This is a genomic window from Microbacterium ginsengisoli (assembly GCF_000956535.1).
Taxonomy (GTDB): domain Bacteria; phylum Actinomycetota; class Actinomycetes; order Actinomycetales; family Microbacteriaceae; genus Microbacterium; species Microbacterium ginsengisoli.
In genome coordinates this window covers 16,034-39,394 of sequence record NZ_JYIY01000067.1, presented here as the reverse complement: position 1 = coordinate 39,394, position 23,361 = coordinate 16,034, and the positions used below count along the sequence as shown (strand labels likewise).

22 protein-coding genes are annotated in these 23,361 nt (G+C 72.0%); 12 read left to right on the top strand and 10 right to left on the bottom strand.

Features of this window, described 5'->3' with window-relative positions; translation table 11 throughout:
- Positions 1-4 precede the first annotated feature (4 nt).
- Positions 5-3,262 carry an ATP-dependent helicase gene (locus tag RR49_RS05075; RefSeq protein WP_045246979.1) on the bottom strand — a complete coding sequence of 1,086 codons (3,258 nt, stop codon included), beginning with the start codon at positions 3,260-3,262 and terminating at the stop codon, positions 5-7.
- The gene (locus RR49_RS05070; protein WP_048809224.1) at positions 3,259-6,354 is read right to left on the bottom strand and encodes an ATP-dependent DNA helicase; all 3,096 of its coding nucleotides are present in this window, start codon (positions 6,352-6,354) and stop codon (positions 3,259-3,261) included. The genes RR49_RS05075 and RR49_RS05070 overlap by 4 nt, the downstream gene beginning before the upstream one ends.
- A gap of 164 nt (positions 6,355-6,518) precedes the next feature.
- Here RR49_RS05070 and RR49_RS05065 point away from each other — a divergent pair, with 164 nt between their 5' ends.
- Together RR49_RS05065 and RR49_RS05060 are read left to right on the top strand one after the other, a co-directional pair.
- Positions 6,519-6,743: a DUF3107 domain-containing protein gene (locus RR49_RS05065; RefSeq protein ID WP_045246978.1), complete on the top strand. Its 225-nt coding sequence runs from the start codon at positions 6,519-6,521 to the stop codon at positions 6,741-6,743.
- A gap of 5 nt (positions 6,744-6,748) precedes the next feature.
- Positions 6,749-7,039, top strand: a complete 291-nt coding sequence (locus RR49_RS05060) for a hypothetical protein (RefSeq protein ID WP_045246977.1) — start codon at positions 6,749-6,751, stop codon at positions 7,037-7,039.
- Positions 7,040-7,081: 42 nt separating this feature from the next.
- Here the strand turns inward: RR49_RS05060 and RR49_RS05055 are convergent, their stop codons facing one another.
- Positions 7,082-7,801 (bottom strand): ferritin-like fold-containing protein, encoded by a 720-nt coding sequence (locus RR49_RS05055; protein WP_137877841.1) that lies wholly within the window; start codon positions 7,799-7,801, stop codon positions 7,082-7,084.
- 67 nt (positions 7,802-7,868) lie between these two features.
- Between RR49_RS05055 and RR49_RS05050 the strand changes: the two genes are divergently transcribed.
- Together RR49_RS05050 and RR49_RS05045 are read left to right on the top strand one after the other, a co-directional pair.
- Positions 7,869-8,243 carry an SPW repeat domain-containing protein gene (locus tag RR49_RS05050; RefSeq protein WP_045246976.1) on the top strand — a complete coding sequence of 125 codons (375 nt, stop codon included), beginning with the start codon at positions 7,869-7,871 and terminating at the stop codon, positions 8,241-8,243.
- Between the two features lie 233 nt (positions 8,244-8,476).
- Positions 8,477-9,892, top strand: coding sequence for a DEAD/DEAH box helicase (locus tag RR49_RS05045; protein ID WP_045246975.1), 1,416 nt, complete (start codon positions 8,477-8,479; stop codon positions 9,890-9,892).
- Between the two features lie 28 nt (positions 9,893-9,920).
- Here RR49_RS05045 and RR49_RS05040 read toward each other — a convergent pair whose 3' ends face one another.
- Complete coding sequence (locus tag RR49_RS05040) at positions 9,921-10,790, bottom strand: PHP domain-containing protein (protein WP_045246974.1); 870 nt, start codon at positions 10,788-10,790, stop codon at positions 9,921-9,923.
- A gap of 77 nt (positions 10,791-10,867) precedes the next feature.
- Here RR49_RS05040 and RR49_RS05035 point away from each other — a divergent pair, with 77 nt between their 5' ends.
- Positions 10,868-11,890 carry an endonuclease/exonuclease/phosphatase family protein gene (locus RR49_RS05035; RefSeq protein ID WP_045246973.1) on the top strand — a complete coding sequence of 341 codons (1,023 nt, stop codon included), beginning with the start codon at positions 10,868-10,870 and terminating at the stop codon, positions 11,888-11,890.
- A 31-nt stretch (positions 11,891-11,921) separates the two neighbouring features.
- Positions 11,922-13,331 carry an aminopeptidase P family protein gene (locus RR49_RS05030; protein WP_045246972.1) on the top strand — a complete coding sequence of 470 codons (1,410 nt, stop codon included), beginning with the start codon at positions 11,922-11,924 and terminating at the stop codon, positions 13,329-13,331.
- 15 nt (positions 13,332-13,346) lie between these two features.
- On the opposite strand, the gene RR49_RS05025 is transcribed toward RR49_RS05030, so the two are convergent.
- The gene (locus RR49_RS05025) at positions 13,347-13,919 is read right to left on the bottom strand and encodes a YflT domain-containing protein (RefSeq protein WP_045246971.1); all 573 of its coding nucleotides are present in this window, start codon (positions 13,917-13,919) and stop codon (positions 13,347-13,349) included.
- Positions 13,920-13,990: 71 nt separating this feature from the next.
- Between RR49_RS05025 and RR49_RS05020 the strand changes: the two genes are divergently transcribed.
- Genes RR49_RS05020 through RR49_RS05010 form a run of 3 tightly spaced genes read left to right on the top strand, consistent with a single transcriptional unit; the run spans position 13,991 to position 17,020 of the window.
- Positions 13,991-15,256, top strand: a complete 1,266-nt coding sequence (locus tag RR49_RS05020; RefSeq protein WP_045246970.1) for a magnesium transporter MgtE N-terminal domain-containing protein — start codon at positions 13,991-13,993, stop codon at positions 15,254-15,256.
- Positions 15,256-15,858 (top strand): DUF1003 domain-containing protein, encoded by a 603-nt coding sequence (locus tag RR49_RS05015; protein WP_048809220.1) that lies wholly within the window; start codon positions 15,256-15,258, stop codon positions 15,856-15,858. The genes RR49_RS05020 and RR49_RS05015 overlap by 1 nt, the downstream gene beginning before the upstream one ends.
- Positions 15,845-17,020, top strand: a complete 1,176-nt coding sequence (locus RR49_RS05010; protein WP_045246969.1) for an Mrp/NBP35 family ATP-binding protein — start codon at positions 15,845-15,847, stop codon at positions 17,018-17,020. Before RR49_RS05015 ends, RR49_RS05010 begins: the two co-directional genes overlap by 14 nt.
- Here RR49_RS05010 and RR49_RS05005 read toward each other — a convergent pair.
- Positions 16,999-17,367 carry a twin-arginine translocase TatA/TatE family subunit gene (locus RR49_RS05005; protein WP_045246968.1) on the bottom strand — a complete coding sequence of 123 codons (369 nt, stop codon included), beginning with the start codon at positions 17,365-17,367 and terminating at the stop codon, positions 16,999-17,001. The genes RR49_RS05010 and RR49_RS05005 overlap by 22 nt on opposite strands.
- A gap of 72 nt (positions 17,368-17,439) precedes the next feature.
- Between RR49_RS05005 and RR49_RS05000 the strand changes: the two genes are divergently transcribed.
- Positions 17,440-18,078, top strand: coding sequence for an O-methyltransferase (locus RR49_RS05000; RefSeq protein ID WP_045247005.1), 639 nt, complete (start codon positions 17,440-17,442; stop codon positions 18,076-18,078).
- Positions 18,079-18,141: 63 nt separating this feature from the next.
- On the opposite strand, the gene RR49_RS15375 is transcribed toward RR49_RS05000, so the two are convergent.
- From RR49_RS15375 to dapE, 3 genes are all read right to left on the bottom strand, one after another.
- Positions 18,142-18,315, bottom strand: a complete 174-nt coding sequence (locus RR49_RS15375) for a DUF3117 domain-containing protein (RefSeq protein ID WP_019179788.1) — start codon at positions 18,313-18,315, stop codon at positions 18,142-18,144.
- 93 nt (positions 18,316-18,408) lie between these two features.
- Positions 18,409-19,647 carry a putative hexosyltransferase gene (locus RR49_RS04995; protein ID WP_045247004.1) on the bottom strand — a complete coding sequence of 413 codons (1,239 nt, stop codon included), beginning with the start codon at positions 19,645-19,647 and terminating at the stop codon, positions 18,409-18,411.
- A complete protein-coding gene (gene dapE, locus RR49_RS04990) occupies positions 19,632-20,705 on the bottom strand; it encodes a succinyl-diaminopimelate desuccinylase (RefSeq protein WP_045246967.1) in 1,074 nt (357 codons plus the stop codon). The genes RR49_RS04995 and dapE overlap by 16 nt, the downstream gene beginning before the upstream one ends.
- Positions 20,706-20,758: 53 nt before the next feature.
- Between dapE and dapD the strand changes: the two genes are divergently transcribed.
- Together dapD and ppk2 are read left to right on the top strand one after the other, a co-directional pair.
- Positions 20,759-21,700, top strand: a complete 942-nt coding sequence (gene dapD, locus RR49_RS04985; RefSeq protein ID WP_045246966.1) for a 2,3,4,5-tetrahydropyridine-2,6-dicarboxylate N-succinyltransferase — start codon at positions 20,759-20,761, stop codon at positions 21,698-21,700.
- Positions 21,701-21,784: 84 nt separating this feature from the next.
- Positions 21,785-22,627, top strand: a complete 843-nt coding sequence (gene ppk2 / locus RR49_RS04980) for a polyphosphate kinase 2 (RefSeq protein WP_048809219.1) — start codon at positions 21,785-21,787, stop codon at positions 22,625-22,627.
- Here ppk2 and ddaH read toward each other — a convergent pair.
- Positions 22,596-23,357 carry a dimethylargininase gene (ddaH, locus tag RR49_RS04975; protein WP_045246965.1) on the bottom strand — a complete coding sequence of 254 codons (762 nt, stop codon included), beginning with the start codon at positions 23,355-23,357 and terminating at the stop codon, positions 22,596-22,598. The genes ppk2 and ddaH overlap by 32 nt on opposite strands.
- Positions 23,358-23,361 lie beyond the last annotated feature (4 nt).

Genomic DNA, 23,361 nt, shown 5'->3' with positions numbered 1-23,361 from the left:
CAGGTCAGCCTCGCAGCACCAGGCCGTGCGCGACGTAGAACAGCGCGACGTCGATCTGGTCGAGCGGCACCCCGTGCCGGGAGTGGTAGGCCCGACGGTAGAGGTCGAGCTGCACCATCCGCTCGGCGCGTTCCGACGACGTCCGCGGCGGCGCGCCCGTCTTCCAGTCGACGATCTCGATCCGGTCGCCGCGCCGGTAGACGGCATCGAGCTTGCACACGATGACGTGAGGGCGCCCGTCGAGATCGTCGAGTCGGAAGTCGATCTCGGTCTCCACCTCGATCGGTTGCAGAGGCGCCCACTCCGACGCGAGGAAGGCGTCGATGAGCGGCGCGAGGGCGGCAGGCTCAGCGACGCCGCCCGGTTCGTCCCCATCCCAGAGTTCGTCGTCGAGCCCCGCCGTGCCGGCGAGTCCGGCACGGCGCTCCACCCACGAGTGGAAGCTCGTGCCGATCCGCGTCTCACGGTACGGCCGCTCGGGGAGCGGACGGGACCGCGCGGCGACGGCGGCCGAATAGTCGGTCGTGAAGTCCTTGTAGGCCGAGGCGGGAATGCGGGTCGGTGCCGAACGATCGCCCCCGCGCCGCTGCTCGTCGCGTTCGACGAGAAGAAGCGACAGGTCCGGATCGAGGATGACGGCGTCCGCCGCCCGCACGAGCTCCGCCGCACGCTCGACCCTCTCCCTCCGACTGCCCAGCGCATCGAGCGGCCAGCTCACCGTACGCACCACGTCATCGGGGCGCTCGCCCGGATCGACGTCCACCGCGCCGCGCCCGAGCGCGGACGCGGCCTCCCGCAGGAACCGGCTCGCCGCCCGTGGCTGCACCGTTCCCGCCCACGATGAGCCGGTGAGAAGCAGGTGGTCGCGCGCGCGGGTCACGGCGACATACGCCAGCCGGCGTTCCTCGGCGACCTGCCGGTCGCGGTTCTGCTCGCCGAACGCCTCGACCGCATCGCGCAGGGCCTGCTGGGTGGGAGCCTCGGCCGCAGACCACGCGAGGCGCGGGAGCCACGGGGCATCCCCGCGGAACTCGAACGGCAGCGCACCGAACGTCAGCCATCCCTTGGCGTCGCGGCTCGCGGCGGGAAGCTCGTCCTCGACCATCCGCACGACCGCGACCGCATCCCACTCGAGACCCTTCGACCCGTGGATCGTCAGCAGCTGCACGACGTCGGGCTCCGTCGGTTCCGGTCGGGGGGCGAGCTCGTCGACGGATGCCGCGTGGTCGAGCCACGCGAGCAGGCTGGGCAGCGACCGCGCATCGTCGGAGGACAGGAAGCCCGCGATCTCGGCCGTGAAAGCCCGCACCTGCGCGTGGGCGGTGCGCTGAGGCCCGCGGGCCTCATTCGCGGCGAGCTCGAGGTCGAGGCGCAGCTCGCTCTCGATCAGTCGCACGAGATCGAGCACGGGAAGTCCCGCGGCTCGGCGCCAGGCCGCGATCACGCCGGCCGCCTCGCGCAGTCGGGTGCGCGCGGCCGGGGTGAAGCCGGCGAGCCAGCCGTGGTCGTCGCGCACGCGGGGGAAGAAGTCGAGCGCGTCGCTGAGCGAGCCGTGATCGTCGGCCGCGGATGCGCGCAAGGTCGCGACGACGTCGGGGGCCAGGGGCTGGAGCGCCGCGTCGTGTCGCGCGAGCCGGGCGCCGAGCGCCCGCAGCTCGCGCAGATCGGCGACGCCGATCGCCCACCGCGGCCCGACCAGCAGACGGATGAGCTCCGACCCGGCGAGCGGATCGGCGATGACCCGCAGCGCCGACACGATGTCGACCACCTCGGGGGTGTCGAGAAGCCCACCGAGTCCGAGCACGCGATGCGGCACGCGGTGACGCACGAGGGCCTCGGCGAACACGCTCATGCGCCGCTTCGACCGGAACAGCACCGCGCCGGTCGTCGAGAGGCCCACGCAGCGGCGCTCGGCACGGACCCGCACGAACCACTCCGCGACCCGTTCCGCCTCATCGTCGAGTGTCGAGGCCATCTCGAGGTCGACCTCTCCCCTTGCCGCACCCGGCCGTGGGCGGAGGGCCGCGACATCCGCCCCGCCGGCGAGCGGTGCGAGCAGCGCCGAAGCGATCTCGAGCACATCCGCGCTGTTGCGCCAACTGGTCAGCAGGGAGAAGCGTTCGCATGCGCCACGAGTCACGAAGGCGCGCGGGAAGTCGTCGAGGTTGCCCGCACTGGCACCCCGCCAGCCGTAGATCGCCTGGTGCGGGTCGCCGACCGCCATCACGGCGGTGTCGGCGAACAGTGCCGCGAGCAACCGCGCTTGGACGACCGAGGTGTCCTGGTACTCATCGAGCAGAACCACCCGGAACCGTGAGCGCAGGCCCTCAGCGACATCCCGGTGGCGCTCGACGATCTGCAGCGCACCGGCCACCTGGTCGGCGAAGTCGATGACTCCGCGACGTTCCTTCGCCGACGCGTAGCCGGCCGCGAGACCCGCCAGCACCTCGAGGCCGTCGACCTTCTCGACGAACCGGGGGAAGTCCGCGTAGACACTCACCCGTGCCGTCTCGGAGGGCCGTTCGAGGATGCCGCGGAACCGCGACGGGAACGCGGCCACGTCGCCGAGGTCGGCGAGGTTGTCGACGGCGGCGCCCGCGAGCCCCAAGGCCGCCGACACGATCGTGCCGAGCGATTCGCTGCGGCTCTCCAGCCGGGAATCGTCGCTGTCGAGCGCGACCCGCCGCATGAGAAGCCAGGATGCCGACTCCGACAGCACCTGCGCATCGGGGTCGCGCCCGATCAGCACCGCGTTGTCGCGCACCAGGGCGTCGGCGAAGCTGTTGTAGGTCGCGACGGTGGGGCGATCGAGGAGGTCGTCGGGGTCGACGGCACCCGCCGCGGCATCCGCTCCCAGCCGTCCGGCGAGATCGGCGATGCGTGCTCGGCGCTCCGCGGCGGGGGCTCCGGCGCGCTCGAGCTCGCCGAAGGCATCGAGCGCGCCGACCGCGTGCAGCTCGTCGAGGCGGTCGACCAGGCCCGCCGCCTCGAACTCGGCGAGGCGCGCGAGACGTCGTTCGATGCGCTCGGCGAGCTCGCCGGCCGCCTTTCGCGTGAAGGTGAGGCCGAGCACCTCGTGACGGGCGACCAGCCGGTTGGCGACGAGCCAGACGACGCGCCCCGCCATCGTCTCGGTCTTCCCGCTTCCGGCGCCGGCGACCACCAGCGCCGGGCCCAGCGCAGCCTCGATGACGCGGGCCTGCTCGTCGGTCGGGGGGAACTGGCCGAGGGCCGCGGCGACCGCGGCAGCGGAGACGGTCACGGCGCGCTCACCGCTCCGACCACATGGATGCGGCACACACCGTGGGCGTGCTCGTCTCGGCAGTGCTGCTCGTAGGGCGCCGCGAACCGCGTGCCCGCCATCACGGCGATCGCGTGCTGCAGCCGGGCGATGAACCGCTCGCGGGCTTCGTCGTCGAGCGGCGCCTGCCGCGGTTCGAGGTAGGGCTTCGCCGTGCCGGTGTGCAGCACCAGCAGTTCGGCGCCGCCCGCGGGCAGGCCCGCCGACGGCGCGATCGCCCCGGCGTCGTGGGCGAGCTGGTAGGCGAGCAGCTGCGGGTTCTCGACCACGGCCTTGTCGGTGCGCGGCTCGGCCCGACCCGTCTTCAGATCGACGATCACGACGGTGCCGTCGGCCCGCCGCTCGACGCGGTCGACGACGCCGCGCAGCAGCGCACGTCCCTCGCCGTCGTGGGGTGGCAGCGGGATCTCCACCTCGAACGGCGTCTCGCTCGCGAGCAGCTCACCGCCGCCCGCCGCGAAGTCGCGGAGGTACTGCGCCAGACGATCGACGAGGTCGCGGGCACGCTCGCGCCCGGCACGCTCGAGCCACTCGGATTCGAAGCCGAGCTCGTTCCACCGGGCGTCCACGACCTCCCACAACGCGACGGCGTCGGCGTCCGGCGCCGCCTCGAGCGCCGCGTGGATGAGCGTGCCGAGCCCGGCGACGGTGCTTCCCGCGTCGGCGCCGAGCTCGCGCACGACCCAGTCGAGCTCGCACTGCTCGAGCGCCGCGAGCCGGGAGGGCGAGACGCGGATGTCACCGTGCGCCAGCGAATGCAGCGGGGCATCGGATGTCGCGGCCCCCACGCCGTACCAGTCGTCGGGGCGGGCCCCGGCGACACCGGCGGACGCGAGCGCGGCGAGCTGCGCCGCCGCCGACCTGTCGGGGACATCGGCGGTGACAGCCCGCCGCAGCTGGGCGACGACCCCGCGCAGCGTGAGGGGCGGCAGCGCCCGCGCCGCCTCCGCGTCGGGGAGCAGGGAGAACAGCCCGCTGGGGCGATGATCGTCGTCGGACGTCGCGGTCACGACGACCCGCGTGCGGGCGCGGGAGAGGGCCCGCACGAACAGGCGAAGCTCATCATGGAGCACGGCACGCCGCCGGTCGAGCACACCCGCAGCGGCCGTGACGCCGGCCGCGGCGTCGTGGAGGCGCCACGTGCCGAGCAGTGTGCCGCGCAGTCGGGTGTTGGGCCACACGCCCTCTTGTACGCCCGCGATGACGACGGTGTCGAACTCGCGTCCGAGCGCGGCTGCCGGGCTCAGCACCGCGACCACGTCGGCATCGGGGTCGCGGCCGAGCAGGTCGGGGGCGACATCGGTGGCGAGCACCGCGTGCACGAACCGCAGCGGGTGCGAGGCGGCATCCTCATCGCGCTCGGCGTCGCGCTTGGCGGCCTGGAACAGGGCGACGACCGCATCGAGATCTCGGTGGGCCTGATCGGCGACCGGGCCATGGCCGCTCGTCGCGGCCAGCCACCCCGCCTGACGGCCGCTCGCTTCCCACGCGGTCCAGAGCAGATCGTGCGCGGTTGCACCGTCGGCGAGCTGCGCACGCATGCGCGAGAGGGCCTCGGCGGTGCGCACGACCGCCCGCCCCTCGCGGCTGTCGATCGCCGCGGCGTGCATCGGGTCGTCGAGCGCCGCGGCGAGCAGTTCCGCACCGGTGCGCCCGCCGCCGTCGCCGAGGTGGGCATGGCGAAGCGCCGTGCGCACCCGTCGCACATCGAGCGGATCGAGCCCCGCCGCCACGAGGACGTCGGCCGCGGCCGCGGGTGCCACCACCGCGTCGCCGGCCGCCAGCACCACCGTCAGCAGGTCGCGCACGGCGGGCACCTGTCCGAGCGGAACCCCCTGGCCCTGACCGCGCGTGGGCACCTCCCGGGCGGCGAGACCCGCCTCGAGCGCCTGCACCTGACGGGTGTCGTGCGCGATGACGGCCAGCTCGCCCCACGGCACTCCGTCACGCAGTCGGCGCTCGCGCAGGGTGCGCGCGATCTCGTCGAGCTCGTCGTCGACGGATGTCGCCACCACCGCGCGCAGGCCGCCGTCGCCGACCCATTCCCCGGCGGGTGCGGTGCGGTGCGCGACGCCCCCCGCGGCCCCGATGCGCACGGTCACGCGCCGCTGTGCCTCGATCAGGTCGCCCTGCGCTCGGTGCGGCTCGGTGAGCGCGCCGAGAGATCCGAGACGCGCGCCCAGCGCGGCGAGGTTCTCTGGCCTCGCCCCGCGATATGCGCCCGAGGCGAGGTCGGGGTCACCGAAGGCGACGACGCCGACGCCACGGTCCCGCAGCGCGGCGAGGAGATCGACGCCCCCGGATGTCAGCTCCTGGGCGTCGTCGACGATCACGGCGTCGAGCCGCCGCACCGCAGCGAACACGGGGTGGTCGACGGGAAGAGCGCGCACCAGCTCGACGGCCTCGAGCGTGAGGCCCGCCGCGTCACGCGTCGAGGCGCGCATGTCGCCCAGCACGCCTTCGTACTCGGCGAGGAACGACGCGAGCGCCGTCCACACGATCTCGGCCTCGGCGTCGGCGAGCGCGGCGATGCGGGCGGGGGTCAGCGCGAGCGTGCGCGCGTCGGCGATGAAGGCCCGCAGTTCACCGCGGAAGCCGCGGGTTGCGCGGGTGGCGGCTCCGAGCGCGTCCGGCCAGCGCGAGCGACCGGATGCCTCGTCCTCGGCGTCGCCGGCGAGGAGGTCGGCGAGGATCTGGTCGTCGTCGGACGCCGTGAGCAGCAGGGGCGGCTCGTCGCCGGTGTGCACGGCATGCGCGCGGACGAGCTGGAACGCGAAGGAGGTCAGCGAACGCGCCGGCGGGCCTGACGTCGCGCGCCCGAGCGCAAGGGACAAGCGGTCGCGCAGCGCCGTCGCCGTCTGACGCGTGGGCGTGAGGACGAGCACCGCGTCGGGGTCCGACCCGGCCGCGACGAGCGCGGCGGCACGCTCGACGAGCAGCGTCGTCTTGCCCGAGCCGGGAGCGCCCGTCACGACGCCCGTGAGCGCCGCGGGCGCCGAGCGCACCAGCGCCCGCACAGCCGCGTCGGCGGGGGGCACGGTGTCGGACGTCACCCGACCACGCTACCGACGCCGCCCGACATCGTTCGCCGACAGCGTGACGTGCGCGGCCGGTCCGCCGCGAGGCGCAGGCTACGCTCGATCATGCGCCCGCGGCGGGCGCGCCCCGGCCACCGATCGCCCTCGCGATCGACGGGGACGACAGGGAGGACCGGGACGTGGAGATCCGCATCGGCATCGCGAACACGGGGCGCGAGCTCAACTTCGAGACCAACGAGTCGGCCGACTCGGTCAAGGCCCAGATCGCCGCCGCGCTCGACGACAACGCGACCCACATCTCGCTCGTCGACGCCAAGGGCAACACGCTCATCGTGCCGACGGCCGGACTCGCCTACATCGAGCTCGGCACCGAGGAGTCGCGTCGCGTGGGCTTCGTGGCCTGAGCACGATGGACATCGTCCTCGCGTTCCTCTTCGGCATCGGCATCGGGCTGGTGCTGCACTATGCGCTCCCGGGTCGCGACTCGCGCGGTGTCGCGCTGCTTCCGGCCGTCGGGGCGGTCGCCGGCGGTGCGGTGTGGCTGGCTCTCACCTGGGCGGGGTTGACCACCGACAACCCGCTGCTGTGGGTCCTGTCGATCCTCGCCGCGGTCGTGGTGACCGTGCCCGTCGGTGTCGTGCTCTCGCGCGTGCGCGCCACGCACGACGCGCGCGAGAAGTCCCGCCTCAAGATCGGCTGACGTCCCGCTTCCCCGCCACGGCGAGGCGGGGCATCCGATCTCTCAGGACTCGAGGCCCATCGCACTCATCCGGGCCGCGTGAGCGCCCATGAGTGCGGTGAAGACCGGCTCCACGGTGGCGTCCTCCTCGGCCGTCTCCGGCGAACGGCTGAGGGCCGCACGGGCGACGAGCAGGGTGTCGCCGACGAGACGCCGCCCCCACATCGCGAGCAGCGACCGCCACTCCTCGTCCGCGGAGATCGCGTCGTGGATGATGTCGGCGATCGCCTTGCGGTCGGTGTCGGCCTCGAGGATGCGCGCCACGCGGCGCCCGGTCTCGCCGTAGCTCGCGGCGAGCGAGCGGTAGAAGTCGTCGAGGATGCCCGCCGTCAGGTGCACGGTGAGCATGGTCTCGAGCGAGCGTTCCCCCTGGGTGCGACGACGGAACGCGTCGAGCTGCTCGCGGAAGGGCAACATCAGCGTCAGCGGGTCGTCGCCGCGCTCGCGGATGACCGCCACGAGCTGCTGGTGCTTGGTGAGGGCCGCCCCGGATGCGCGGGAGAGCGCCTCCTTCTGGGCGAGCGACGGCGTGGGCGCGATGAGGGCGCTCAGCGTCTCGAAGTAGCCGAGCTGCAGATAGGCCGCCTGGCCGAGGAACGTGTCGACGGGCGGGGCGAGCTCGGCGAAGTCGACGCGGGTCGCCCTCGACGCCTCGCCTCGGGTGCGCAGACGCAGCACGCGCCCCACGGGTCGACGACGACGGAACCAGTCCCACACGCACACCAGCGTAGGCGGATGCCGGTTCCACACGCGATCCCATCCGTTCGGGGCGGTGCGCCGAATGAGTGACATGAGGTTCATTCCCACGAAAGTCCACGGAGCGCTCGACTACATCGTCGGCCTCGCCCTGCTGTTCGCACCGCTGATTTTCGGCTTCTCGTCGGTCGGAGGCGCTGCGGTCGTCATCCCCCTCATCCTCGGTGCAGGCCTCATCGTCTACAGCCTGTTCACCCGGTACGAGTGGGGCCCGTTCAAGCTCATCCCGATGCCGGTCCACCTCGTGTTCGACGTCGTGGCGAGCCTGTTCCTCGCCCTGTCCCCGTTCATCTTCGGCTTCTCGTCCTACCCGCCGAACGTGTGGCTCCCGCACGTCGTCGTGGGCATCGCCGTCATCGTCGTGGTGATCTTCTCGAAGCCCGCGCCCGGACCCTCGGTCGGTCGCTGAGCCTCGTCGCTCCTCCCCCCGGAGCCGTGCCCTCCCCGCCTCGTGCGGCGGAGGGCACGGTCATGTCGGGCGGCGTACGGCTCCGGATGCCGCGCGTCGGCGGGTGCGCGGGCGGTGACCGGGTACCCTGGACGGAGTGCCCCGGCAGGGATCGGGGCCCCGCGCCTGCGGCTGAATGAGGGCGTGGACGATCTCGCGGCGCAGACGCCGCCCTCATCAGACAGGTTCATATCGTGACGACGTTCGCCGATCTCGGCGTCGACCAGGACATCCTCGACGCACTCGCGCACAAGGGCATCGTGGATGCCTTCCCCATCCAGGAGCAGACGATCCCGCTCTCGCTCCCCGGCCAGGACATCATCGGCCAGGCCAAGACCGGCACCGGCAAGACCTTCGGCTTCGGCATCCCCGTGGTGCAGCGCCTCGGCGCCCACCCCGAGCCCGGCGTGAAGGCGCTCATCGTCGTGCCGACCCGTGAGCTCGCGGTGCAGGTCTATGAGGACATGGACCTGCTGACCCAGGGCCGCGCCACGAGCGTCGTGGCGATCTACGGCGGCAAGGCATACGAAGGGCAGATCGAGCAGTTGCAGGCGGGCGCGCAGATCGTCGTCGGCACGCCCGGCCGCCTCATCGATCTCGCCGGCCAGCGCCTGCTCGACCTGTCGAACGCGACCGAGGTCGTGCTCGACGAGGCCGACAAGATGCTCGACCTCGGCTTCCTGCCCGACATCGAGAAGATCTTCCAGAAGGTGCCCACGGTGCGTCACACCCAGCTCTTCTCGGCGACGATGCCCGGGCCGATCGTCGCGCTGGCGCGTCGGTTCATGTCGAACCCGATCCACATCCGAGCCAACGACCCCGACGAGGGTCTCACGCAGGCGAACATCCGTCACCTCGTGTACCGCGCGCACTCGCTCGACAAGGACGAGGTGATCGCCCGCATCCTCCAGGCGGAGGGTCGCGGCAAGACCGTCATCTTCACCCGCACGAAGCGCGCCGCGCAGCGACTCGTCGACGAGCTCAGCGACCGTGGCTTCAACGCCGGCGCGGTGCACGGCGACATGAGCCAGGAGGCGCGTGAGCGCTCGATGGCGGCGTTCAAGGCGGGCAAGAAGGACGTGCTCATCGCCACGGATGTCGCGGCCCGCGGCATCGACGTCGATGACGTCACCCACGTCATCAACCACACGATCCCCGACGACGAGAAGACCTACCTGCACCGCGCGGGACGCACCGGCCGTGCCGGTCGCACCGGCATCGCGGTCACCTTCGTCGACTGGGAGGACCTGCACAAGTGGGCCCTGATCAACCGGGCCCTCGAGTTCGGCCAGCCCGACCCGGTCGAGACCTATTCGTCGAGCCCGCACCTTTACTCCGACCTGTCGATCCCGGCCGGCACGAAGGGACGCATCGTCACGGCGCCGCGCCGCGAGCCGCGTGAGCCCCGCGAGGCGACGAGCTCGGCGCCGCGCGAGGAGCGCACGCGCACGCGTCGTCGCACCGACCGCCCCGCGGCGGGCGACGCTACGTCGACGGATGCCGCGGCTGCGCCGGCAGCGGACGGCGCAGCCGCGCGTCGGCGTCGTCGTCGTCGCCGCGGTGGCGGCGGGGCGTCTGCGGCGGGCGGAGAGACGGCCGCTCAGGCCTGACGACCGCTGACGCGGCGTCCGGCGGCGCTCAGGCGTAGACGGGCACCGTGCCGGTACCGCGCTCGATGATGCGGGCGACCATCTCGTCACTCGTGGTGTTCTCGCCCGGCACGTTCGGCTTTCCCGCACCGTGGTAGTCGCTCGATCCCGTCACGATGAGGTCGTGTCGGGCGGCGATCTCCCGCAGCACGGCCTTGCCCGCGGCCGTGTTCTCGCGGTGGTCGATCTCGAATCCCGCGAGCCCGCGGGCGATCAGCTGCTCGATCGCGGGCACCGGGATCATGCGCCCGCGACCGGAGGGCACGGGATGCGCGATGATCGGCACCCCACCCGCGCCCACCACGAGGTCGACAGCGGTGAACGGATCGGGCGCGTCGTGGGGCAGGTAGTACCCCTCGCGCGGGTGCAGAATGCCCTCGAACGCCTGCGAGCGGTCGGCGACGACGCCGCGGGCGACGAGCGCGTCGGCGATGTGGGGACGCCCGACGGTCGCCCCGTCGGTGGTCTGGGCGACGACGTCCTCCCACGTCAGGGGGTAGTCGCGGCCGATGGCGGCGACGATGCGCTCGGCCCGGCTGAGGCGGTCGAGGCGGATGCGCTCGGTCTCGGCCCGCAGATCGGCGTCGTCGGGATCGATGAGGTAGGCGAGCAGATGGATGCTGCGCCACTCGTGCCGGGCGGAGAGCTCCATGCCCGGGAGGAACGTCATACCGAGGGCGGTGGTCGCCTCCGCAGCCTCGACCCACCCGGAGGTCGTGTCGTGGTCGGTGAGGGCGATCGTGCGCAGGCCGTGCCGGTGCGCGGCGCGCACGACGTCCTGCGGCGACTGGGTGCCGTCGGAGTGCACCGAGTGGAGGTGGAGGTCGCTCGGACCCTCGAATCCGCCGTGCGCCGCCATGTCTGCGAGCGTACCGGCTGACACACCGCAGAGGCTCCCTCCCGGCTTCTCCCAGACTGCCGACCTACGGTGGAAGGATGCTGCGCCTGACGGGGATCCTCGTGACTCTCGTGACCGCGATCGCGGTCGCAGCCCTCACCTGGCCGGGATTCTTCCGCATCGACGGGCTGTTCCCGGTGGCGCAGATCATCTCGTTCCGAGCGCCCGTCGTGCTCGCTCTGGCCGGCATCGCCGTGCTGTTCCTCCTGCTCGCGGTCGTGCGTCGGGTGCGGGCTTTCGCGTTCGCGATGACGCTCGTGCTGCTGGCCGGCGCGGCGATCGGTGGGGCGACGCTCACGTCCCGCGGGATGGGTTCGACGACCCTGCCCGAGAAGGACGCGAACAGTGTGCGCGTCATGACGTGGAACACCGCCGGCGAGGCCACCCCGCCCGACGACATCGCCCGCACCGCCGTCGCGATGTCGGCCGACATCGTCACGCTCCCCGAGACGACGATCGAGGTGGGTGAGAAGGTCGCCGTGCAGATGCGCGAGCTCGGCCATCCGATGTGGGCGTTCCACACCGAGTACGGCGTGGACGGCTGGGCCGCCGACTCCACGACGCTTCTCATCAGTCCCTCGCTCGGCGAGTACTCCGTGATCGCGTCGTCGCAGAACGGCACGAGCAACACGTCCACCGTGCCGAGTGCGGTGGCGATGCCCGTGTCGGGCGACGGCCCGATCATCGTCGCCGCCCACGCTGTCGCGCCGCGGCAGAGCGCGATGGCGGACTGGCGCCACGATCTGCAGTGGCTGGCCGATCAGTGCGCGAGCGCGAACGTCATCATGGCGGGCGACTTCAACGCGACCGTCGAGCACATGGCTCGACTCGGCAGCGACGGCGGCACCCTCGGACGATGCCACGACGCGGCATCCGTCACCGGCAACGGCGCCGTCGGCACCTGGCCGACGTCGGTGCCGGCGCTGCTCGGCGCACCGATCGACCACGTCATGGCGACGTCGGCGTGGCGGGCGACCGGGTCGGTGGTGCTGACGGCGCTCGACGGGTCCGGCAGCGACCACCGGCCTCTGATCGTGCAGCTCGAGCGCACCTCCGGCTGACAGTGCCGTGCTGCGGTGCGAGACTGGAGGCATGGCTTCGAGCGACGACCAGACGACGACGGATGCCGCGGCTCCCGCGACCACCAACCGCAAGCAGCCCTTCCCCCGGGGTTTCCTCTCCTCCATCGGCTCCGGCTGGGCCGAGCGCCCCGAGTCGCTGCCTCCGGCGCGACCTCAGGCGCCCTACGCGGCTGCGCGGCGTGCCGCAGTCTCGGCATCGTTCCCCGGGCGCCGACTGGTGCTTCCCGCCGGTGACTTCCAGGTGCGCAGCAACGACACCGACTACCCGTTCCGCGCGCACTCTGCGTTCTCCCACCTGACCGGGTGGGGTGCCGACACCGAGCCCGGCGCCGTTCTCGTGCTCGACCCCGTCGACGGCGGGCACACGGCCACGGTCTACTTCCGCGAGCGCGCGGATCGCACGACGCCCGAGTTCTACGGCAATGCCCAGATCGGCGAGTTCTGGGTGGGGCCGCGGCCCTCGCTCGTCGCCGTCGCCGCCGACCTCGAGATCGCGACGGCGGGGATCGAGGACTTCGTCGCCTCGGACGACGACCTGGTGCTCGATGAGGACGACGACCTCACGCGGGTCGTCTCCGAACTCCGCCTGATCAAGGACGAGTACGAGATCGGCCAGCTGCGTCTGGCGGTCGAGGCGACCGCCCGCGGCTTCGACGACATCATCCGCGCGCTCCCCCGCGCCGTCGCCGCGGACCGCGGCGAGCGCGTGGTCGAGGGGGCGTTCCACCAGCGGTCCCGGCTCGACGGCAACGGCGTCGGATACGACACGATCGCCGCATCCGGCCCGCACGCCTGCTACCTCCACTGGACCCGCAACGACGGGGCCGTCGTGCCCGGCGACCTCATCCTCGTCGACGCGGGCGTCGAGGTCGACAGTCTCTACACCGCCGACGTGACCCGCACTCTGCCGGTGTCCGGAACCTTCTCCCCGGTGCAGCGCCGCGTGTACGAGACGGTGCGGGAGGCCGCGGATGCGGCGTTCGCCGCGGCGCGTCCGGGCGTCACGTTCCGCAGCATCCATGAGGCGGCGATGCGGGTCATCGCCGAGCGCGTCGCCGAATGGGGACTGCTGCCCGTCACCGCCGAGGAAGCGCTGCACGCCGACGCGGGCGGCCAGCACCGCCGCTACATGGTGCACGGCACGAGCCATCACCTCGGCATCGACGTGCACGACTGCGCGCAGGCCCGGCGGGAGCTCTACTACGACGGCATCCTGGAGCCGGGCATGGTGTTCACGATCGAGCCCGGCCTCTACTTCCAGATCGACGATCTGACCGTGCCCGAAGAGCTGCGCGGCATCGGGGTGCGCATCGAGGACGACGTGCTGATGACCGAGTCGGGGCCGGTCAACCTGTCGGCCGACGTGCCGCGTTCGGCCGACGACGTCGAGGCGTGGATGGCGCGGGTCGCGGCATCCTGACCGGCGCGGCAGCGGCTAGGACGCGGGCGTCTCGTCGTCGGGACGGGATGCGGGCGGCGTGATCCGCTCGCCGTACCGTGGAGGTTCGTCGTCGATCGGCGAACGCTCCGCAACGGGCGGGTGCGGATGCGGCGCCCGGTGGCCCACGACCTCGCGGGCGCGGTGGATGCTCGTGGGGGCGACGGTCACGTCGTAGCGCTCGGCGACCATCTGCATGACCGATGCGAAGTCGCGGCGGCGGCGCACCACCGCGAACATGAGGAGGCTCAGCAGCATGCCGAACGCGATGCCGACGATCATGACCCCGACGAACGTCTGGATCGGGACGTTGGCGGTGCCGAAGACGAAGATGAACGAGAACAGCATGCCCAGCAGCAGACCGTTCACTGCACCGCTGCGAGCGGCTGCGGCCCAGCCGAGCCGCCCGGTGACCCGCTCGACCGAGCGCACGTCGTGTCCGACGATCATGATGTCGCGTGCGGGGATGTCGGCGGCGATGAGCGCCGAGACCGCCTTCTGCGCCCCTTCGTAGGCGGGGAATGAGGCGACGACCTCGCCCTCCGGCGCCGGACCCGACATCATGCTCATGGCCCCATCATCCCACGCGGGTTCCCGTGTTCCGCCGAGGGCGTCACCTCGCGCGCGACTACGCTGGTCGGGTGAGCACTCAGCGCGTCTTCGTGGCTCGGCTGGCCGGCTGCAGCGTCTTCGATCCCGCCGGCGACCGGCTGGGCAAGGTGCGCGACGTCGTCGTCATGTACCGTGCCGACGACTCCCCCGCCGTCATCGGTCTGGTGGTGGAGATCCCCGGGCGCCGACATGTGTTCGTCTCGATCGGACGGGTGACGTCGATCGCCAGCGGGCAGGTGATCACGACCGGCCTGATCAACGTGCGACGCTTCCAGCCCCGCGCGGGCGAGGTGCGTGTCATGGCCGAGCTTCTGGGCAAGACCATGCACTTCGTCGACGGATCGGGTACCGCGGTCGTCGAGGACGTCGCCATCGAGCGCACACGCCTCGGGGAGTGGGAGATCGGCCAGCTGTTCCTGCGTCGCCCGAAGACGAGCGCGTCGCCGTTCGCGAAGGGCCCGACGGCGTTCGCCGACTGGAGCGACGTGCGCGAGAGCAGCACGCCCGGCCACGAGCACACCGCCGAGCATCTGGTCGCGAGCTTCTCCGACCTCAAGCCCGCCGACCTCGCCAATACGCTCCTCGACCTCCCCGAAGACCGCCTCCTCGAGGTGGCGGAGGAGCTTCCCGACGATCGTCTGGCTGACGCGCTGGAAGAGATGCCCGAAGACGAGCAGGTGCACATCCTCGAGGCCCTGGGCGACGAGCGCGCCGCCGACATCCTCGATGCGATGGAGCCCGACGACGCCGCCGACGTGCTCGCCCAGCTCCCCGAGGACCAGCGCGAGGAGCTGCTCGACCTCATGGAGCCCGACGAGGCGGAGGACGTGCGCACGCTGCTCCAGTACGGGCCCGACACGGCCGGCGGTCTGATGACGTCGGAGCCGATCGTGCTCTCGGCCGACTCGACCATCGCGGAGGCGCTCGCCCTCATCCGCCGCCACGAGCTGCACCCCGCGCTCGCGGCCGCGGTCTACATCACGCTTCCCCCGTACGAGACCCCTACCGGACGCCTGCTCGGCACTGTGCACTTCCAGCGGATGCTGCGCTACCCGCCGCATGAGCGGCTGGGCGCGATCATCGACGACACGGTCGACCCGCTGCCGGTGACGGCGACCGCCGGCGAGGTGGCTCGCCTGCTGGCGACGTACAACCTCGTCTCCCTCCCCGTCGTCGACCCGGCACGGCGCCTCCTCGGCGCCGTCAGCATCGACGACGTGCTCGACTACCTGCTGCCTCGCGACTGGCGCTCCGCCGACAGCACGGGCACGTCGACCACCCGGAGGACGCGCTGATGGCTCGCCGCGGCGGCGACGGCGCGTTCGACGCGCCTCGCGGACGCAACTCGGTGCTCGGGCGCTCCTCGCGTCCGTCGAACGACACGTTCGGCCGGTTCTCGGAGTCGTTCGCGCGGGCGATGGGCACGTCCGGGTTCCTCATCGGCATGTCCGTCGTGGTCGTGGTGTGGCTCCTGTTGAACATCTTCGTGCCGCGGGAGGCGCAGTTCGACCCGGCGGTCACGAACTTCACCCTCCTGACCCTCATCCTGTCGCTGCAGGCCTCGTACGCGGCGCCCCTCATCCTCCTCGCCCAGAACCGTCAGGACGACCGCGACCGGGTGCAGATCGAGCAGGACCGCCAGCGCGCGGAGCGCAACCTCGCCGACACCGAGTACCTGGCCCGCGAGATCGTGGCGCTGCGCCTCGCGCTCACCGACCTCAGCCGTGACGTGCTCACGCGCGACTCGCTGCGCGACGAGCTGCGCGCCCTGCTCGAAGACCTCGACGCACGGGCGACGGGTGAGGATGCCGCAGCCACGGAGGAGCGCGAGCGCAAGCGTCAGCGCGCCGAACGCCGCGAGCAGGCCGAGCGCAAGGCGGCCCGTGAGCAGCAGTGACCCGGGGGGTCTGACCGACCGGGTGCGCACCGCGGTCGGTGCGGTCGTCGACCCCGAGCTGCGGCGTCCGCTGTCGGAGCTCGACATGATCGCGGACGTGCGCGCCGCCGACGACGCGATCGTCGTCGCCGTGTCCCTCACGATCGTGGGGTGTCCGGCGTCGGATCGCATCGAACGGGAGGTTGCGGCGGCCGCCGCAACCGTCGCCGACCGCCCGGTGCGCGTCGAGCTCGGTGTCATGACGCCGGCGCAGCGCGCCGCTCTGACCGAGCGCCTGCGGGCGGGGCGGCCCCGGGGCATCCCGTTCACCGCCGACTCGCTCACCCGGGTGATCGCCGTCACGAGCGGCAAGGGCGGCGTCGGCAAGTCGACGGTCACGGCGAACCTCGCGGTCGCCCTCGCCGACCGGGGGCTCGCGGTAGGCCTCGTCGACGCCGATGTGCACGGCTTCTCGATTCCCGGCATCCTCGGGCTCGTCGACGCCGACGGGCGGATGCCGCACCCCACCCGCATCGACGACCTCATCGTGCCCCCCGTGGCCCACGGCGTGAAGACGATCTCGATCGGCATGTTCCTGCGCGAGGGCGAGGAGCGCAGCCCCGTCGCGTGGCGCGGTCCCATGCTGCACCGCACACTGCAGCAGTTCCTCACCGACGTGTGGTTCGGCGACCTCGACGTGCTGCTCATCGACATGCCCCCGGGAACCGGCGACGTCGCGATCTCGCTCGGTCAGCTGCTCCCCCACGCCGAGGTGCTGGTCGTCACGACCCCGCAGGCGGCCGCAGCGGAAGTCGCTGTGCGCAGCGGCCTGGTCGCACGCCAGACCGGGCAGCGCGTCATCGGGGTCATCGAGAACATGGCGCCGTTGCGGCTCGCCGACGGCACCGTGCTCGACCTGTTCGGCTCGGGCGGCGGGCGAGCCGCGGCATCCGCGCTCTCACAGGGAGACGGAGATGAGGTGCCGCTCGTCGCGTCGGTGCCGCTGAGTCCCGCGCTGCGCACCGGCGGCGACACCGGGTCACCGGTGACCCTCAGCGCCCCGGCCGACCCGGCGGCGGCGGAGATCCTTCGCCTCGCGGACACCCTCGCCCGGCGCCCGCGAGGTCTCGCCGGACGGTCCCTGCGCGTGGGGGTCTCGACTCAGGTCGCCTCGGAGTCGTAGGGCGGGATCTCGCCGTCGGCGAGGTCGAGGGAGGCGGCCGCCACCGCGATCGCGGCCGGGGCCGCGGCCCGCACCGCCGGCGCCGCGGGGGCGTCGTCGAGCAGCGCCTCACGAATGATGCGGCGGGGGTCGTACTGCCGCGGGTCGAGCTTTCGCCAGTCGACCTCGTCGAAATCGTCGCCCATCTCGTCGCGCATGCGCTCGCGGGCACCCTGGGCGTAGGCGCGAGCCCGCTTGGTGGCCTTCGCGAGCCACTCGGCCGCACGGGGCAGTCGCTCGGGTCCGAGCACAACCGCCGCGAGAACGCCGATGAGCACCAGCTTCTCGAAGGTCAGGCCCAGGAACATGGATTCAGGTTAGCGCCGCGCCTGCATGGGGAAGCTGAGGACGAGCCCTAGGCTGACGAAGAGGGAGTGAGCATGAGGGATCACAACGCTGACGCGCGGTTCATCGCCGAATCGACGATCGAGCCGGAGGCCATCGCCAAAGCGCGTGCGCATGCGTTGGAGCTGGGCGCGGAGCCGGTCGACCCCGCGCTCGGCGCGCAGATCGCCCTCCTTGCCGCCGCGTCCGCCGCGCTGAACATCGTCGAGATCGGCACCGGAGCCGGAGTGTCCGGGCTCTGGCTGCTGCACGGTGCGCCCCGCGCCATCCTCACGACCATCGACACCGAGCACGAGCACCTCGCGGCCGCCCGCCACGCGTTCGCGGACGCGGGCATCGCCCCCGCACGCTCACGGTTCATCACGGGTCGCGCGGTCGATGTGCTTCCGCGCATGAACGAAGCCTCGTACGACATCGTGCTGATCGACGCCGACCCCGAGAACGTGCTCGACTACGTGGAGCACGGGTTGCGGCTCGTGCGTCCCGGCGGCACCGTCCTGGTCGCGCGCGTGCTCGCCGGTGGCGCCGTCTCCGACCCGGTGCGCCGCGACGCGATCACCACCGCCTACCGTTCGCTCATCCAGGAGACCCAGGCCTCACCCGCGGTCATCGCCGCAGTGTCGATCGTCGGCGACGGACTGCTGCAGCTGACCACCGTTCCGTCGGCGGACTGACCCCGGACGCAGAGAACGGCCGGTCTGCACAGACCGACCGTTCTCGATGACGGATGCGTCGTCTCAGGCGGCGTTCACGACGCCACCGAGGACGTCGTAGAGCTCCTTGGCCTCGGCGTCGTTCACGGAGACGACCAGGCGTCCACCGCCTTCGAGCGGCACGCGGACGATGATGAGCCGGCCCTCCTTCACGGCCTCCATCGGACCGTCACCGGTTCTCGGCTTCATGGCTGCCATCGTGCTCCCCTTCCTGGTGGCTGACGATCCAGTCTATCGCTCCGGGTCGCCGGGCCCCGCACCGCGGGCCGTGCGGTTGTGGATGCCACTGGGTCAGGGGATGCGCCAGAACGTGTTCGCGAGTCCGTAGACGTTGTAGATCCAGAGCCACTGCAGCGCGATGCAGACGAGGAGGACACCGACGCGCCACCACCACGCGCGGGCCACCGCGAGCGCACCCGCCGTGAGCGGGGCGACGGGCACGAGCAGGCGGAAGATGCTCGACTGCGGGAAGAACACGGCCAGAAGGTAGAGGAGGTAGCTCGCCGTCCACAGCCGCAGCTCCACCCCCATTCGCCGCACGTGCGGCTCGAACAGCAACAGCGCCGCGATGCCGGCGAGAGCCAGGGCCAGCACGACGAAGCCGACGGCGGCCGGCCACCCCCATTGGGTCGACCAGAACGGCACGGCGACGGCGAATCCGTCGAACGGCGCGAAGTGCGGGCTCGCGTCCGCGATCCAGTTGCGGCGCCAGGAGAGCTCGGTGAGAAGGTACGCGTTCGGGTTTCCCGTGACCCACCCGGCGATGAACTGCCACGCGAAGCCGGCGACCACGCCCAGCGCTCCGAGGGAGAGGATGTGGGCGACGTCACGTCCCCGCAGCGGCTCGGTCCTGCGGTGCACCAGCCGCACGATGCCGTGCAGGCCGAGGAACAGGGCGAAGGCCAGCACTCCCGGTCGGGTTGCGGCCATGAGGATGATGAGCGGATACACCCATCCGTATCGTCGGCGCAGCACCGCCCAGAGGGCGAGGAACAGCCAGAGGAGGAACAGAGACTCGGCATAGCCGACCTGGAACAGAGCGGCGAGCGGCCCCGATGCGAAGAAGGCGACCGCCCACATCGAGGAGGTCTCGTCGAGGCGCATCCGCGTGATCGTGAAGAGCACGATCGAGGCGAGGTAGCCGGAGATCAGCGAGATCGCGACGGCCCCCGCACCCCAGCCGCCGAGCGCCGTGCCGAGGCCCTGTGCGAGGTAGGCGTAGAGCGGCATGAACGCCCACGAGTTCTCGGTCACGAGGCCGGCGGTGTTCGTCGGCAGGTGCACCGGGTAGCCGTTGAGGGCTGTGAACCAGTACCACGCGGCATCCCACCCCACGGCGAGATCGCCGATCGTCGCGTGCGCACCGAAGCGCGACGACGCCGTCGACGCGGCCGCGGCAGCGACCATGAGAAGGGTCGTGACGACACGCGCGAGCAGGTAGATGACGGCGATCCGCACGAACGGCGGGAGCCCCCGCCAGGTGGTGCGCGCAGCGACAACCCGCGGGTGGTCGATCAGACGCTCAGCCATGCCCGCAGTCCGCGCTCGACGTCGTGGATCTGCCCAAGGGGGACGCGCTCCTGGTCGTGATGGGCGAGGCTCGGGTCGCCCGGACCGTAGTTGACGGCGGGCACGCCGAGTGCCGAGAAGCGGGCGACATCCGTCCATCCGTACTTGGGGCGAGGGTCGGCCCCGACGGCGGCGAGGAACTCCTGAGCGAGAGGGGCGTCGAGCCCGGGCCGGGCGCCCGGGGCGCTGTCGACGACCTCGACGTCGAAGCCGGCGCACACCTCGCGCACGTGCGCCTCTGCCTGTGCGACGCTCTTGCTCGGCGCGAAGCGGTAGTTGACCTCGACGACGCACTCGTCGGGGATGACGTTGCCGGCGATCCCGCCGTGGATGCGCACCGCGTTCAACCCCTCGCGGTACTCCAGTCCCTCGACCGCCACGGTGCGCGGGCGGTACTCGGCGAGGCGGGCGAGAATGGGCGCCGCCGCGTGGATCGCATTCTCCCCCACCCAGGCTCGGGCGCTGTGCGCGCGCACGCCGTGCGTGCGCACGAGGGCGCGGAGGTTGCCGTTGCAGCCGCCCTCGACCGTGCCGTTGGACGGCTCGCCGAGGATCGCGAAGTCGCCCTGGAACAGATCGGGGCGCGTGCGGGCGAGACGCGTGAGCCCGTTGAGCTCGGCGTCGACCTCCTCGTGGTCGTACCACATCCACGTGATGTCGACACGGGGGTCGACCAGTTCGGCGGCGAGTCGCAGCTGCACCGCGACACCCGCCTTCATGTCCACGGTGCCGCGCCCCCAGAGGTAGGGCTCACCGTCGACGTCGATGTCACGGGTCGGCAGGTTCTCGTTGATCGGCACCGTGTCGATGTGACCGGCGATCACCACACGCTGCGCGCGACCGAGCTGCGTGCGCGCCACGATCGTGTCGCCGTCGCGGTAGACCTCGAGGTGCGCGAGCGGGGCGAGGGCCTCGGCGATCGCATCGGCGAGGGTGGTCTCCTCGCCGGACACGCTCGGGATGTCGCAGATCGCCCGCGTGAGGGCGACCGCATCTGCGGTCAGGTCGAGGGACGGCATGAGGCCAGCCTAATCGGCGGTCGCGGCCCTGCCGCGCCGATAGCCTGGAGCACATGAGCGATGAGCGATGGGTGTCCGGACACGGCCTGCAGACGACGGCGGATGACGGCACGGTGCTCGATGCGTGGTACCCGTCGCCCGCGTCGGGTCGGCTCACCGGCACGGGTCTGAGCGACCTCGACGCCCTCGCCGGCGCCGACGACCGCCGCGGGGTGCGCATCGACGTGGTGTCGGTCGAGATCGACCTCGACGCGCCCGTCGCCTCCACCGCGGACGCTTACCTCCGGCTGCACGCGCTCTCGCACCGGCTGGTGCAGCCCAACGGGGTGAACCTCGACGGCATCTTCGCCCACCTCCCCAACGTCGCGTGGACGAACGCCGGGCCGATGCATCCCGACGCCGTCACCGCGCGGCGGGCGCACCTCGTCCGCGCCGGCATCCAGCTCGCCGGCCTCGACAAGTTCCCCCGCCTGCTCGACTACGTCACCCCGCCGGGCGTGCGCATCGCCGACGCGTCGCGCGTGCGTCTCGGCGCCCACCTCTCCCCCGGCACCACAGTGATGCACGAGGGCTTCGTGAACTTCAACGCCGGCACTCTCGGCACCTCGATGGTCGAAGGCCGCATCTCGCAGGGCGTCGTCGTCGGCGACGGCAGCGACATCGGCGGCGGCGCGTCGATCATGGGAACCCTCTCGGGCGGCGGCACGCATCGCGTCTCGATCGGTGCACGCACGCTGCTCGGCGCCAACTCGGGCATCGGCATCTCACTCGGCGATGACTGCGTGGTCGAGGCGGGTCTCTACGTCACGGCGGGCACGAAGATCGTGCTGGCCGACGAGCCGGCGGATGCCGCGGGGGCACGCCCCGTCGTGAAGGGCGCGCAGCTGTCGGGCAGCGACGGGGTGCTCTTCCGGCGCAACTCCGTCACCGGCGCGGTCGAGGCCGTGCGGCGCACCGGCGTCGGCGTGACGCTCAACGCGATCCTGCACGCCTGAGGGGCGCATTCTCCCGGCGGGCGCTCCCGCGGCGAGGTCGCGACGCGGCGTAGGGTCGCCTCATCCGCACCGAGGAGGCCGAGGATGAGCGCATCGCTGCCGAAGAAGCTGTACCGCACCGAGCTCGCGCGCCTGCAGGCCCAGCTCGTCGACCTCGAGGCGTGGGTGCAGCACACCGGCGCCCGCATCGTGGTGATCTTCGAGGGCCGGGATGCCGCGGGCAAGGGATCGACCATCAAACGCGTCGCCGAATACCTCAACCCTCGCGTCACCCGCATCGTCGCCCTCCCGACGCCCACCGAGCGGCAGCGCACCGAGTGGTACTTCCAGCGCTACATCGCCCACCTCCCCGCCGCGGGCGAGATCGTGCTCATGGACCGCTCCTGGTACAACCGGGCGGGCGTCGAGCGGGTGATGGGCTACTGCACGGATGCCGAGTACCACCGCTTCCTGCAGCAGGCTCCCATCTTCGAACGCATGCTGGTCGACGACGGCATCCGGCTCCTGAAGTACTGGTTCAGCGTGTCCGACGTCGAGCAGGAGCGTCGCTTCCGCTCGCGGGCGAACGATCCGATGCGGCGGTGGAAGCTCAGCCCCAACGACCTGCTGTCGATCACCCGATGGGAGGACTACTCCCGCGCGAAGGACACCATGTTCGTGCACACCGACATCGCCGAGGCGCCGTGGTTCGAAGTCGACAACGAGGACAAGCGGCGCGGGCGGATCAACATGATCACCCATCTGCTCACCCGCATCCCCTACGAGCGCATCGATCCGTCACCGGTCGAGGTGCCCCCTCGCCCCGCATCAGGCGGGTACGTGCGCCCGCTGCGCGACGAGACCGGGCTCGTGCCCGACTACGCGGCGGCACTCGAGGCGCATCACCACGCGCACGTCAGTCGCGCAGCCGCACCGACAGACAGGTGACGCATCCCTCGAGCTTCTCGAACTCGCTGATCGGCACCGTGACGACGTCGAGTCCGCGCCCTCGCCAGAGCTCGGCGGTGCGGGGCGCATCCGCCGACATGAGCACGGTGCGCTCGTCGAGCACCACGACAGCGGTGCCGTGCTCCTCGGGCACCGCCGCGAACGCGGCGTAGCCCTCGCGGTCGTCGACGAGGGGTTCGTAGCCGACGATCGTGCCGTCGGGAAGTGCAGTGACCCCCGACTTCAGGTGCAGCACCCGCTCGACCGGGCGCGTGACGACCGTCCATCCACGCGCATCGAGCAGGGCAGCGAGCTGGGCGATACCGGCCGCGTTCGTGCGGGAGGACGCACCGACGTAGACCGTGCGTCCGACCTTCAGCACGTCGCCCCCGTCGAGGGTGCCCGGTTCGACGATCTCGACCGTCTCCAGACCGGATGCCGCCACCACCCGTGCGATCGTGTCCCGCTCCCCGCGGCGCGAGACGGCGCCCGCCCGGGCGAGCACGGCGAGGTCGCCGAAGACGATGACCGCATCCTCCACGAATACGCCGTCGGGCTGATCGTCGGCGGCCTCGGCCTCGAGGATCTCCCATCCGCGCGAGCGGAACGCCTCGACGTAACCGTCCCACTGCGCACGGGCCAGCGCGGCATCGACCGGCACGCGGTCGAGGTGGGTCAGCTCGCCGTCGGCCAGACGGCTCGACGGCGGACGGACGATGAGACGCGGCATCCGG